Origin of the sequence: Streptomyces sp. A0642 (assembly GCF_004795105.1) — a bacterium.
In the GTDB taxonomy this organism is placed as follows: Bacteria; Actinomycetota; Actinomycetes; order Streptomycetales; family Streptomycetaceae; genus Streptomyces.
In genome coordinates, this window is the sequence record NZ_SSBL01000001.1 from 815,450 (window position 1) to 827,899 (window position 12,450).

A 12,450-nucleotide genomic window follows, 5' to 3' on the forward strand; every position below is an offset into this window, starting at 1 on the left:
GGCGGCCCTATGCCCCGGCCGGCCACGTGAAGCGCGGGGCACGGCGCTCCAGGAAGGCGGCGACACCCTCCGCGGTGTCGCCGCTGCGGCGCGCCTGCTCCGCCCAGTGCGCGTCCCGGTCCTCGCGCCCCGCCGCGAACTCCTTGGCCGCCGCCTGGGTCAGCTGGGAGCGGGAGACCAGGGTGCGCACGTACGCGTCGACCCGCTCGTCCAGCTCGCCGACGGGCAGCACCTCATCCACCAGCCCTGTCCGCAGCGCCCGGTCCGTGCCGATCAGCTCGCCGGAGAACAGGAGGTGCTTGGCCGTGGCCGGCCCGGTCAGCGCGACCAGCCGGCGGGTGGACGACGAGGCGTAGACGATGCCGAGCCTGGCCGGGGTGACGCCGAAGGACGCCCCCTCCTCCGCGAACCGCAGGTCGCACGCGGCCGCCAGCTGGCTGCCCCCGCCCACGCAGTAGCCGCGCACCGCGGCGAGCGTCGGCCGCGGGAAGGCGGCCAGCGCCTCCTCGGCAGCCACGGCCAGCCCCTGGGGTGCGCCCGCGGGATCGCGCAGCGAGGCGATGTCGGCGCCCGCGCAGAAGGTGTCCCCGGCGCCGGTCAGTACGAGGGCCCGGACCGAGGGGTCGGCGGCCAGCCCGTCGAGCAGCACGGGCAGCGCCTGCCACATGGCGGCCGTCATCGCGTTGCGTTTCGCCGGGTTGCTGATGACGACGGTGGCGACGCCGTCCGCGACGGTGTGGTCCAGCCCGGGTTCCGTACGGTCCATACGGCGGATGCTATCCATGCCGTTCGAACCTATGATCAAGAAGGGGTCGCGAAGCCGGTACGGACCCTGAGGAGACCGCGGTGGCAGATCCGGTGAAAGAGGGCAGGAAGCTCAACCGCAGTTTCGGCGGTCTGACCCTGCTCGGCATCCTCCTCGTCGTCGCCGGGCTGGTGGGACTCGTGTACACGGGCGTGGCGACGCTCACCTCGATGATCCTGTTCGGCTGGCTGCTGCTCATCGGCGGCCTGGTCGGGCTGGTCCACGCGATCCAGTCGCGCGGCACCAGCTACTTCTGGCTGGGCGTGGTGGTCGCGGCACTGAACATCGCTGCCGGAGTCGTCGTGATCCGCCACCCCCACGGCACCGCCGAGGCGCTGACCATGTTCGCCGCGCTGCTGTTCCTGACGGGCGGGGTCTTCCGCCTCGTCGGCAGCGTCGTGGTGCGCGGGCCGCAGTTCGGCTGGACGCTGCTGCAGGGCGCGTTCGGCCTGCTGCTCGGTCTGCTGGTCCTCTTCGACTGGCCGCACAGCAGCCTCTACGTGCTCGGCTGCTTCTTCTCGCTCGCCCTGCTCTTCGACGGGCTGGGGCTCATCGCGATCGGAGTCGGGGGCCGCCGCATCGTTTCGATGGTCTCGGACCGGATGACGCCCGGTACGGGCGCGGACGGAGCACCGGATGTGGACAAGAAGCGGCCCGAAAGCTGACGCATCCACGCGGATTCAGTCAATTTCCGTCGATTGAAGTCGACTTCTGTTCAGTGGTAAGGGCCGAACCGACTACGCCCCGCACCCTGTACTCGACGTGCAGTCACCATCGAGTGGAGAGCGGGTACCGGACAATGGAGAGCCGCGGGAGTGTCCCCGCCCGGCCCGTGTGGTACGAGGGGGTCTGGCGGTTCACCGCCCCGGCCACGGACGTCTCCGTACCCCAGGCCCGGCACGCCGTACGCGATCTGCTGGAACGCCAGGGCGTGCCCGTGGACGAGGACATCGCCCAGGGGCTGCTGCTCATCGTCTCCGAGCTGGCGACCAACGCCGTGAAGCACGCCGCACTGCTCTCGCCGGAACTCGCGGTCGAGGTCGCCGTGGGCGCGGAGTGGATCAGGGTGTCCGTCGAGGACAACCACCCCTACCGGCCGACGGCGCTGGAGACGGACTACGCCCAGACCGGCGGGCGCGGGCTGCTGCTCGTCCGTGAGATCACCCGCGAAGCGGGCGGGACCTGCGACGTGGAGCACACCGCGGGCGGCGGAAAGGTCATCTGGGCGGCGCTGCCGCTCCGCACGCGTCTGTGACCCCTCCGCGCCGGCGGCCGCGTCCTACCAGCCGGCTGCCGGTCCGGTCAGCTCCCGGATCGCGGGCCGGGCCGCGTCCAGCACGGTCATGAACCAGGCGGAGAACGGGTCCTCGGCGTGCCGCTCGGCCAGCTCCCCGGCCGTCACGAAAGCCGTCTCGCCCACCTCCTCGGGATCCGCGCTCAACTGTCCCTGCGCCATGCCCACGAAGAGGTGGTTGAACTCCTGCTCGACCAGACCCGACGCCGGATCCGGGTGGTTGTAGCGGACGGTTCCCGCCTCGGCCAGCAGCGAGGGCGAGACGCCCAGCTCCTCGTACGTCCGCCGGGCGGCGGCGGCGAAGGGCGCCTCGCCCGGGTACGGGTGCCCGCAACAGGTATTGGACCAGACGCCGGGGGAGTGGTACTTGCCCAGGGCGCGGCGCTGGAGCAGCAGCCGGCCCTGCTCGTCGAAGAGGAACACGGAGAACGCCCGGTGCAGTTGGCCGGGGGCCTGGTGAGCGGCGAGCTTCTCCGCCGTGCCGATGGTGGTGCCGTTCTCGTCGACCAGTTCGAGCATGATCGCTTCTGCTGCGCCGTTCGACGAGGTGTTCGCCGCGGTGGCTGGTGTGGTCGGCATACCCATCCTTCGCTGTGGTCCCGGCCCCGAGCGCCGGTCCCGTCGAGTCTGCTCAAGTCTGCCGTACAAAGGCGGCTTGTCCGCACTTCGGGTCCTGGCATGTCCGGCCCCACCGCACCGGCCGGGCGCCGCGGGCCGGGCCGCACGCCGGCCGCCCGGGCCGCCGCGCATTCGATCATGCCCTGCGGAACGGGCGCGGAATCATCGGGGACGGCGGGCCGGCGGGAGCGGGCGCGAGCGACCCGCCGGGAGCCGCGGTGACGTACGGAAAAAGGTGGCAGGCCCCCTTCAGTGGCAGAGCTTCGCCTCGTGCTCGGCGTGGCCGCTCGGCTCCAGCTGGAAGGTGCAGTGCTCGACGTCGAAGTGGTCGCCGAGGCAGCCCTGGAGTTCGTGAAGGAGCTTCTCGTGTCCCATCGAGTCGAGGAGCTCCTGCTGCACCACCACGTGCGCGGAGAGGACCGGCATCCCCGAGGTGATCGTCCAGGCGTGCAGGTCGTGGACGTCCAGCACCCCGGGCAGGGCCGTGATGTGGTCGCGCACCTCGCCCATGTCGACCCCCGGGGGAGCCGACTCCAGCAGCACGTTCAACGTCTCGCGGAGGAGTTTCACCGTACGCGGCACGATCATCAGCCCGATGACGAGCGAGGCGATCGGGTCCGCGGCCTGCCAGCCGGTCGCGAGGATGATGCCCGCCGAGACCAGCACGGTCACCGAGCCCAGGGCGTCCGCGAGCACCTCCAGGTAGGCGCCGCGCACATTGAGGCTGTCCTTCTGGCCGCGCACCAGCAGGGACAGCGAGACCATGTTCGCGACCAGGCCGACCAGCGCGAAGGCGATCGTCAGCCCGCCACGGGTCTCCGCCGGGGTGAGGAAGCGCTCGACCGCCTCGAAGAGGAGATAGCCGCCCACCCCCAGCAGCAGGAGACAGTTGGCGAGGGCGGCGAGGATCTCGGCACGGGCGAAGCCGAAGGTCCGGTTCGGCCCGGCCTGTCTGTTGGCGAAGTGGATCGCCAGCAGCGCCATGCCCAGCCCGAGGGCGTCGGTCGCCATGTGCGCCGCGTCGGCGATCAGTGCGAGCGAGCCCGACAGCACGCCGCCGACGACCTCCATGACGGCCACGGCGAGCGTGATGCCCAGCGCGATCCTCAGCCGGCCCTTGTACGCGGCGGCTGCCGTGCCCGTGGGTGCGGGCCCTGTGTGCGCATGTCCGTGATCGTGCCCTGCCCCCATGGGGACGCCTCCCGGTCGTCTGCGTCGCCCGGACGCGAACGGTCCGGGCCCTGTCAGTCAACTACGGGTGGGGGGTATCGGGCAACACGGCACTGAACACCGTTGTCAACTGCTCTGACCTGCGGAAATGCTCGCAGGTCAGAGCGGCTGACCGACCCTCGGGCCCTAGGAAGCGGGCGTGTCCGGGTGGTGCAGCAGCCAGCCCTGCCAGGCCGAGGCGACCATGTCCCGCACCCCGTGCCGGGCCGTCCAGCCCAGCTCCCCGGACATCCGCTCGCAGGAGGCGACCGCCTTCGCGGCGTCCCCGGGCCTGCGCGGTTCGGTCTCCGGCTTCACCTCGTGGCCGGTGATGTCCGCCACCAGCCCGGCGAGCTCGCGCACGGAGACACCCTCGCCGCGGCCGATGTTCACGGTCAGGTCCCCGGGGCCGTCCTGCGCGGCCAGCTGCCGGGCGACGGCCAGGTGGGCGTCCGCCAGATCGGCCACGTGGATGTAGTCGCGGATGCAGGTGCCGTCCGGTGTGGGGTAGTCGTCACCGAAGATCCGCGGCGCCTCTCCGCGGGTCAGCCGGTCGAAGAACATCGGGATCACGTTGAAGACACCGGTGTCCGCCAGGTGCGGCTCGGCGGCGCCCGCCACATTGAAGTAGCGCAGACAGCCGGTGGACAGGCCGTGCGCCCGCCCGGCCGCCCGCACCAGCCACTCGCCGGCGAGCTTGGTCTCACCGTACGGATTGATCGGGACGCAGGGCTCCTCCTCGGTGATCAGCTCCGCCTCCGGTACGCCGTAGACCGCGGCCGACGACGAGAACAGGAAGCGCCGCACCCCTGCGGCCACGACGGCCTCGAGGAGGACGTTCAGTCCGGCGACGTTCTCCCGGTAGTACAGGAGCGGCTTCTCGACGGATTCACCGACCTGCTTCTTCGCTGCGAGATGCACCACACCGGTCACCTCGTGCTCCGCGAGCACCTGGTCAAGGAGCGCGCGGTCGGCCGCCGAGCCCCGGACCAGCGGAACGTCGTCCGGCAGCCGGTCCGGGTTGCCCGTCGAGAGGTCGTCGACCACGACCACCCGTTCCCCGGCTCCCCTCATCGCCCGCACCACGTGTGCCCCGATGTATCCGGCTCCGCCTGTGATCAGCCATGTCATGCCGGTCAGGTTAGAGGGTCCTGCCGGGGAGGCGCGGCCCCGCGTGCGCGAACCCGTGACGCCGGACACCTGTTTTGTCAGGCGAGGCGGCCATCGACGATGATGATCGCGGACGGAGCCGGATGTTGCCGGTCCGGCCGGAACGGAGCACAAACGGGCAGTGAACTCCCGCTTCCGTTCATCCGATAGCCTCTGCCGACATGCCGCCGGCCGTAATTCAGGGCCGCACTGTCGCGCGCCGACCCGTGTCAGCACCAAGGAGTGAGTTCGTCTGTCGACCGCCATTCTCACAGGTGCTCCGGTACCCGGATCCTCGCTGCATGACGATCTGAGGTCACTGGGCTTCGACGTACAGACCGCCGCCGACGTCACCGAGGCGGCCCGGTTGCTGTCCGCGGTGCCGGCCGACAGGCGCGTCGCCCTCGTCGACCCCCGCTTCGTCGGTCATGTCCACGCCCTGCGGCTCGGACTGACCGACCCCCGCTTCCCCGCCGTCGCCGTGCCCGGAGCGCTCACCGCGCAGCCCGAGGCGCGCCCCGCCCTGGTCCGCGCCCTGCGCACCACCACCGAGGCGGTCGGCGCGGGAGTCCCCGCGGGCCCGCCCGGCAGCACCGTCGCGGTCACCGACCGCACCGTGCCGGGGCGGCTCGCCGCCACGATGGAGAGCGAGGGCACCGCGGTCCAGCGCCCGGAGCTCGGCTCCCTCGTCGCCGCCGTGCCGGCGGACGAGGCCGCCCGCGCCGCCGCGCAGAGCGGTGTCGCCGCCGTCGACGACGAGGCGGTTCGGCTGCGCAGCGCCGTGAAGGCCCGCGACGGCTTCTTCACCACGCACTTCATCAGCCCGTACTCGCGCTACATCGCCCGCTGGTGCGCCCGCCGCGGATTCACCCCGAACCAGGTCACCACCGCCTCGCTGCTGACCGCACTCGTCGCGGCGGGCTGCGCGGCCACCGGCACCCGCGGCGGATACGTCGCCGCCGGTCTGCTGCTCCTCTTCTCGTTCGTGCTGGACTGCACCGACGGGCAGCTCGCCCGTTACTCGCTCCAGTACTCCACGATGGGCGCCTGGCTCGACGCCACCTTCGACCGGGCCAAGGAGTACGCCTACTACGCGGGCCTCGCCCTCGGCGCCGCCCGCGGCGGGGACGACGTCTGGGCGCTGGCGCTGGGCGCGATGGTGCTCCAGTCCTGCCGCCACGTCATCGACTTCTCGTTCAACGAGGCGAACCACGACGCCGTCGCGAACTCCAGCCCCACGGCCGCCCTCTCCGACAAGCTCGACAGCGTCGGCTGGACGGTCTGGGTACGCCGCATGATCGTGCTCCCGATCGGTGAGCGCTGGGCCATGATCGCCGTACTGACCGCCTTCACCACTCCCCGGATCGTCTTCTACGCGCTGCTCATCGGCTGCTCCTTCGCGGCCTGCTACACCACGGCCGGACGGCTGCTGCGCTCCCTGACCCGCAAGGCACACCGCACCGACCGCGCCGCCCGGGCCCTCGCCGACCTCGCCGACTCCGGGCCCGTCGCCGAACTCGTGGCGGTCCGCGGCCCCCGGATCCCCGGCGGCTGGAGCGCCCCGGTGACGGCGGTCGTCGGCACCGGGGCGCTGACAGCCGCCGCGCTGCAGCAGCCCTTCGGCAGCCGGCAGATGATCGCCGCCGCGGTGTTCTACGCGATCTGCTCGGGCATAGCCGTGGCCCGCCCGCTCAAGGGCGCGCTCGACTGGCTCGTACCCCCCGTCTTCCGGGCGGCGGAGTACTGCACGATCCTCATCCTGGCGGCCCGCAGCGGCGTCGACGGGGCCCTTCCCGCGGCCTTCGGCCTCGTTTCGGCGGTCGCCTACCATCACTACGACACGGTGTACCGCATTCGAGGCGGCACCGGCGCCCCGCCCCGGTGGCTGGTGCGCACGATCGGCGGGCACGAGGGCCGGACCCTGGTCGTGGCCGTACTCGCCGCCGTACTCACGGGGCCCTCCGACTTCGCCGTGGCCCTCACCGTTCTCGCGGTGGCCGTGGCCCTGGTCGTGCTCGTGGAGTCCATCCGCTTCTGGGTGTCCTCGGGGGCGCCCGCCGTTCACGACGAAGGAGAACCCGCATGATCGGCCTCGTACTGGCAGCCGGCGCAGGACGGCGTCTGCGCCCCTACACCGACACGCTCCCCAAGGCCCTCGTGCCGGTGGACGGCGACAAGACGGTCCTCGACCTGACGCTGGCCAACTTCGCCGAGATCGGCCTCACCGAGGTCGCGATCGTCGTCGGCTACCGCAAGGAGGCCGTCTACGACCGCAAGGAGGAGCTGGAGGCGAAGTACGGCCTCACGCTCACGCTCGTCGACAACGACAAGGCCGAGGAGTGGAACAACGCCTACTCCCTGTGGTGCGCCCGTGAGGTCCTCAAGCGCGGCGTGATCCTCGCCAACGGCGACACCGTCCACCCCGTCTCCGTCGAGCGGACCCTGCTGGAGGCGCGCGGCAAGGGCCAGAAGATCATCCTCGCCCTCGACACGGTGAAGAACCTCGCCGACGAGGAGATGAAGGTCATCACCGACGGTGACAAGGGCGTGCGGCGGATCACGAAGCTGATGGACCCGGCCACCGCCACCGGCGAGTACATCGGCGTCACCCTCATCGAGGCCGAGGCCGCCGAGGAACTCGCCGACGCACTCAAGGCGACCTTCGAACGCGACCCGGACCTCTACTACGAGGACGGCTACCAGGAGCTCGTCAACCGCGGTTTCACGGTCGACGTGGCCCCCATCGGCGACGTGACCTGGGTCGAGATCGACAACCACGACGACCTCGCGAAGGGCAGGGAGATCGCATGCCGGTACTGACCCGACTCATCCCCTCCCCGGTCTTCGTCGACATCAGCCGGGGGGCCATGGACGACCTGGCCGGCCTCCTCGCCGACCAGCGGATCTCCGCGTCCGGCAAGCTCGCGATCGCCATCAGCGGCGGGTCCGGGCAGGCGCTGCGCGAGAAGCTCGCCCCGGCCCTGCCGGGCGCCGACTGGTACTGCGTCGCCGGCGGTGACATCGATGCCGCGGTGAAGCTGGCCGACGACATCAAGGGCAAGCGCTACGACGCGGTGGTCGGCCTCGGCGGCGGCAAGATCATCGACGTGGCGAAGTACGCCGCGGCCCGGGTCGGCCTCCCGCTGGTCTCGGTCGCCACGAACCTCGCCCACGACGGTCTCTGCTCGCCCGTGGCCACCCTGGACAACGACAACGGCCGGGGCTCCTACGGTGTCCCGATGCCGATCGCCATGGTCATCGACCTCTCGGTGATCCGCCAGGCCCCGGACCGCTTCGTGCGCTCCGGCGTCGGCGACGCGATCTCCAACATCTCCGCGATCGCCGACTGGGAGCTCTCCCACCAGGTCAACGGCGAGCAGATCGACGGACTGGCCGCCGCCATGGCCCGTACCGCCGGCGAAGCCGTCCTGCGCCACCCCGGCACCGTCGCCGACGACGAGTTCCTCACCGTCCTGGCCGAGTCGCTGGTGCTCTCCGGCATCGCCATCTCGATCAGCGGGGACACCCGCCCGTCGTCCGGCGCCTGCCACGAGATCAGCCACGCCTTCGACCTCCTCTTCCCCAGGCGTGCCGCCAGCCACGGCGAGCAGGTCGGCCTCGGCGCCGCCTTCGCGATGCACCTGCGCGGCGCCCGCGAGGAGTCCGGTCTCTTCGCCGACGTGCTCCGCCGGCACGGACTGCCGGTCGTGCCCGAGGAGATCGGCTTCACCGTCGACGAGTTCGTGCAGGCCGTCGACTACGCCCCGCAGACCCGCCCGGGACGCTTCACGGTCCTGGAGCACCTCAACCTGTCCACCGACCAGATCAGGGACGCGTACGCCGACTATGCCAAGACCATCAGTAGCTGAACTCCGTCCGGTCGTTCACCCCCCGGGCGTCAAGGACCGGCGCAGCGGCGAACACTGGGCGGGGCGGATATACATGCGCGAGGTCTCGCTGCGTGTGGACCGGTACCTGGTGAACACCAAGGTGACGCCCAACCAGCTGACCTACCTGATGACCGTCGCCGGTGTGCTCGCCGCCCCGGCCCTGCTCGTCCCGGGCATTCCCGGCGCGCTCCTCGGCGTCCTCATGGTCCAGCTGTACCTGCTGCTGGACTGCGTCGACGGCGAGCTCGCCCGCTGGAAGAAGCAGTTCTCCCTGGCCGGGGTCTACCTGGACCGGGTCGGCGCCTACCTCTGTGACGCCGCCGTGCTGGTCGGCTTCGGCCTGCGCGCCGCCGACCTGTGGGGCACCGGGCGCATCGACTGGCTGTGGGCCTTCCTGGGCACGCTCGCCGCGCTGGGCGCCATCCTGATCAAGGCCGAGACGGACCTGGTCGGGGTCGCACGCCACCAGGGCGGGCTGCCGCCGGTCAAGGAGGCCGCCTCCGAGCCGCGTTCGTCCGGCATGGCGTTCGCCCGCCGGGCCGCCGGGGCGCTCAAGTTCCACCGGCTGATCCTGTGCGTCGAGGCTTCTCTGGTCATCCTGGTCGCCGCCGTCCTGGACGCGGTCCGCGACGACCTGTTCTTCAGCCGCCTCGCGGTCGCGGTGCTGGCCGGCATCGCGCTGCTGCAGACCCTCCTCCACCTCGTGTCGGTTCTGGCCTCGAGCAGGCTGAAGTGAGCACCCCCATGAAACTCGGCGCGGTCATCATCACGATGGGCAACCGCCCGGCCGAGCTGCGTGCCCTGCTCGATTCGGTCGCCGCGCAGGAAGGCGACCGGATCGAGGTGGTCGTCGTGGGCAACGGTTCCCCCGTCCCCGAGGTCCCCGCCGGTGTGCGGACCGTCGAGCTGCCCGAGAACCTGGGCATCCCCGGCGGCCGCAACGTGGGCATCGAGGCCTTCGGGCCCTCCGGCGCCGACGTCGACGCGCTCCTCTTCCTCGACGACGACGGGCATCTTCCGCTCACCGACACCGCCGAGCTGTGCCGGCGGGCGTTCGAGGCCGATCCGAGGCTCGGCATCATCAGCTTCCGGATCGCCGACCCGGACACCGGCGAGACCCAGCGCCGCCACGTCCCGCGGCTGCGCGCCGCCGACCCGATGCGCTCCTCGCGGGTGACGACCTTCCTGGGCGGCGCCAACGCCGTGCGCACCCGGGTCATCGCCGAGGTCGGCCCGCTGCCGGGCGACTTCTTCTACGCGCACGAGGAGACCGACCTCGCCTGGCGGGCGCTGGACGCCGGCTGGCAGATCGACTACCGCGCCGACATGGTCCTCAACCACCCCACGACCGCTCCCTCCCGGCATGCGGTGTACCACCGGATGGTGGCCCGGAACCGGGTCTGGCTGGCCCGGCGCAACCTGCCCGCGCCCCTGGTCCCCGTGTACCTGGGCGTGTGGCTGCTGCTGACCCTGCTTCGCAAGCCCTCGGGACCGGCGCTGAAGGCGTGGTTCGGCGGGTTCCGGGAGGGCTGGTCGACGCCCTGCGGACCGCGTCGTCCGATGAAGTGGCGTACGGTGTGGCGGCTGACCAGACTCGGCCGCCCTCCGGTCATCTGAGAGGTTCGCCTCTGGGAGCATGAGGGTTAAGTTTTCTTGTCGGGACCTGTCCGCCCTGAGGCGCGCCCGCGACTGGCTGCGCGTGAATACGAGAGTTTCATCTGGTGAGTGACACAACCCATGACGGTGCTGTTGCGTTGAGCACCCCGCCATCGGCCGACGACGGCCTGAGTCCTGCCGCGCTGGCCAGGAAGTACGGTCTGACCGTCAGCGGCGCCCGGCCCGGACTCCTGGAGTACGTGCGCCAGCTCCGCGGGCGACGCCACTTCATCATGGCGTTCTCCCGGGCCAAGCTGACCGCTCAGTACAGCCAGGCCAAGCTGGGCCAGTTGTGGCAGGTGGCCACTCCGCTCCTGAACGCCGGGGTGTACTTCGTCATCTTCGGCGTGATCCTCGGCACGAAGAAGGGGATGGACCCGGACGTCTTCATCCCCTTCCTGGTGACCGGGGTCTTCGTCTTCACCTTCACCCAGAGCTCGGTGATGGCCGGTGTCCGCGCCATCTCCGGCAACCTCGGGCTGGTGCGGGCGCTGCACTTCCCGCGCGCCTCGCTGCCCATCTCGTTCTCGCTCCAGCAGCTCCAGCAGCTGCTGTACTCGATGATCGTGCTGGTCGCGGTGACGGCGGGACTGGGCAGCTACCCGAGCCTCTCCTGGCTGCTGGTGATCCCGGCGCTCGCGATGCAGTTCCTCTTCAACACGGGACTGGCGCTGATCATGGCGAGGCTCGGGGCCAAGACGCCCGACCTGGCCCAGCTCATGCCGTTCGTCATGCGGACCTGGATGTACGCCTCCGGCGTCATGTTCTCCATCCCGATCATGCTGGCCGACAAGCCGGCCTGGATCGCCGATGTGCTGCAGTACAACCCGGCGGCCATCTACATGGACCTGATCAGGTTCGCGATGATCGACGGTTACGGCTCCGAGAACCTGCCGGCGCACGTGTGGGTGGTGGGTCTGGCCTGGGCGGTCCTGGTGGGCGTCCTGGGCTTTGTGTACTTCTGGAAGGCAGAGGAGCGGTACGGCCGTGGCTGAGGACAACATCCCGGGACGCGTCCCCACCGTGATCGCCGACGACGTGCACATCGTGTACCGCGTCAACGGCGGTGGCGGGGGCAAGGGCGGCGCCACCGCAGCACTGAGCCGGATACTGCGCCGCGGCAAGGGCGAGGAGCGCGGGGTCCGGAAGGTGCACGCCGTACGCGGTGTCTCCTTCACCTCTTATCGGGGGGAGGCCATCGGCCTCATCGGTACGAACGGCTCCGGCAAGTCCACCCTGCTGCGGGCCATCGCCGGACTCCTGCCGACCGAGCAGGGCAAGGTGTACACGGACGGCCAGCCCTCGCTGCTCGGCGTGAACGCGGCGCTGATGAGCGACCTGACCGGCGAGCGCAACGTCGTCCTCGGCGGGCTGGCCATGGGCATGAGCCGGGAGGAGATCCGCGACCGGTACCAGGACATCGTCGATTTCTCCGGCATCAACGAGAAGGGTGACTTCATCACCCTGCCGATGCGCACGTACTCCTCCGGTATGGCCGCCCGGCTGCGTTTCTCCATCGCCGCCGCCAAGAACCACGACGTCCTCATGATCGACGAGGCGCTGGCGACGGGTGACCGCAAGTTCCAGATCCGGTCCGAGGAGCGCATCCGCGAGCTCCGCAAGGAGGCCGGGACCGTCTTCCTGGTCAGCCACAGCAACAAGTCGATCAGGGACACCTGCGACCGCGTGCTGTGGCTGGAAAAGGGCGAACTGCTGATGGACGGCCCGACCGACGAGGTGCTCAAGGCGTACGAGCGCGAGACGGGCAAGTAGCGCGTCACCGAAGTCGCCTGCCGCGGCGGCCCGGTCCGGACCTTCCGGACCGGGCC

The 12,450-nt window shown here is 70.8% G+C and carries 13 protein-coding genes; 9 read left to right on the forward strand and 4 right to left on the reverse strand.

Annotated features, from left to right (window positions below; genetic code table 11):
- Nucleotides 1-7: 7 nt before the first annotated feature.
- Nucleotides 8-766 carry an enoyl-CoA hydratase-related protein gene (locus E6R60_RS03410; protein ID WP_136324833.1) on the reverse strand — a complete coding sequence of 253 codons (759 nt, stop codon included), beginning with the start codon at nucleotides 764-766 and terminating at the stop codon, nucleotides 8-10.
- A gap of 80 nt (nucleotides 767-846) precedes the next feature.
- Here E6R60_RS03410 and E6R60_RS03415 point away from each other — a divergent pair, with 80 nt between their 5' ends.
- On the forward strand, nucleotides 847-1,470 hold the full coding sequence (locus E6R60_RS03415; RefSeq protein WP_136324834.1) for a DUF308 domain-containing protein: 624 nt from the start codon (nucleotides 847-849) through the stop codon (nucleotides 1,468-1,470).
- Between the two features lie 134 nt (nucleotides 1,471-1,604).
- Complete coding sequence (locus E6R60_RS03420; RefSeq protein ID WP_136324835.1) at nucleotides 1,605-2,060, forward strand: ATP-binding protein; 456 nt, start codon at nucleotides 1,605-1,607, stop codon at nucleotides 2,058-2,060.
- A 24-nt stretch (nucleotides 2,061-2,084) separates the two neighbouring features.
- On the opposite strand, the gene idi is transcribed toward E6R60_RS03420, so the two are convergent.
- The 3 genes from idi to galE all read right to left on the reverse strand — a co-directional run bounded on the left by idi (nucleotide 2,085) and on the right by galE (nucleotide 5,057).
- Nucleotides 2,085-2,678 (reverse strand): isopentenyl-diphosphate Delta-isomerase, encoded by a 594-nt coding sequence (gene idi, locus E6R60_RS03425; RefSeq protein WP_136324836.1) that lies wholly within the window; start codon nucleotides 2,676-2,678, stop codon nucleotides 2,085-2,087.
- Nucleotides 2,679-2,966: 288 nt separating this feature from the next.
- Nucleotides 2,967-3,908 carry a cation diffusion facilitator family transporter gene (locus E6R60_RS03430; RefSeq protein WP_136324837.1) on the reverse strand — a complete coding sequence of 314 codons (942 nt, stop codon included), beginning with the start codon at nucleotides 3,906-3,908 and terminating at the stop codon, nucleotides 2,967-2,969.
- Nucleotides 3,909-4,073: 165 nt separating this feature from the next.
- On the reverse strand, nucleotides 4,074-5,057 hold the full coding sequence (galE, locus tag E6R60_RS03435) for a UDP-glucose 4-epimerase GalE (protein ID WP_136324838.1): 984 nt from the start codon (nucleotides 5,055-5,057) through the stop codon (nucleotides 4,074-4,076).
- 271 nt (nucleotides 5,058-5,328) lie between these two features.
- Between galE and E6R60_RS03440 the strand changes: the two genes are divergently transcribed.
- The 7 genes from E6R60_RS03440 to E6R60_RS03470 all read left to right on the forward strand — a co-directional run bounded on the left by E6R60_RS03440 (nucleotide 5,329) and on the right by E6R60_RS03470 (nucleotide 12,394).
- Entirely contained in the window at nucleotides 5,329-7,161 is a 1,833-nt protein-coding gene (locus tag E6R60_RS03440; protein WP_136324839.1) for a DUF5941 domain-containing protein, read from the forward strand.
- On the forward strand, nucleotides 7,158-7,895 hold the full coding sequence (locus E6R60_RS03445; protein ID WP_136324840.1) for a phosphocholine cytidylyltransferase family protein: 738 nt from the start codon (nucleotides 7,158-7,160) through the stop codon (nucleotides 7,893-7,895). The genes E6R60_RS03440 and E6R60_RS03445 overlap by 4 nt, the downstream gene beginning before the upstream one ends.
- Nucleotides 7,883-8,944, forward strand: coding sequence for an iron-containing alcohol dehydrogenase family protein (locus E6R60_RS03450; protein ID WP_136324841.1), 1,062 nt, complete (start codon nucleotides 7,883-7,885; stop codon nucleotides 8,942-8,944). The genes E6R60_RS03445 and E6R60_RS03450 overlap by 13 nt, the downstream gene beginning before the upstream one ends.
- Nucleotides 8,922-9,701 (forward strand): CDP-alcohol phosphatidyltransferase family protein, encoded by a 780-nt coding sequence (locus E6R60_RS03455; RefSeq protein WP_136324842.1) that lies wholly within the window; start codon nucleotides 8,922-8,924, stop codon nucleotides 9,699-9,701. Before E6R60_RS03450 ends, E6R60_RS03455 begins: the two co-directional genes overlap by 23 nt.
- An 8-nt stretch (nucleotides 9,702-9,709) precedes the next feature.
- On the forward strand, nucleotides 9,710-10,582 hold the full coding sequence (locus tag E6R60_RS03460) for a glycosyltransferase family 2 protein (protein WP_206309307.1): 873 nt from the start codon (nucleotides 9,710-9,712) through the stop codon (nucleotides 10,580-10,582).
- 104 nt (nucleotides 10,583-10,686) lie between these two features.
- A complete protein-coding gene (locus tag E6R60_RS03465; protein ID WP_136324844.1) occupies nucleotides 10,687-11,616 on the forward strand; it encodes an ABC transporter permease in 930 nt (309 codons plus the stop codon).
- Nucleotides 11,609-12,394: an ABC transporter ATP-binding protein gene (locus E6R60_RS03470; RefSeq protein ID WP_136324845.1), complete on the forward strand. Its 786-nt coding sequence runs from the start codon at nucleotides 11,609-11,611 to the stop codon at nucleotides 12,392-12,394. The genes E6R60_RS03465 and E6R60_RS03470 overlap by 8 nt, the downstream gene beginning before the upstream one ends.
- Nucleotides 12,395-12,450: the final 56 nt, after the last annotated feature.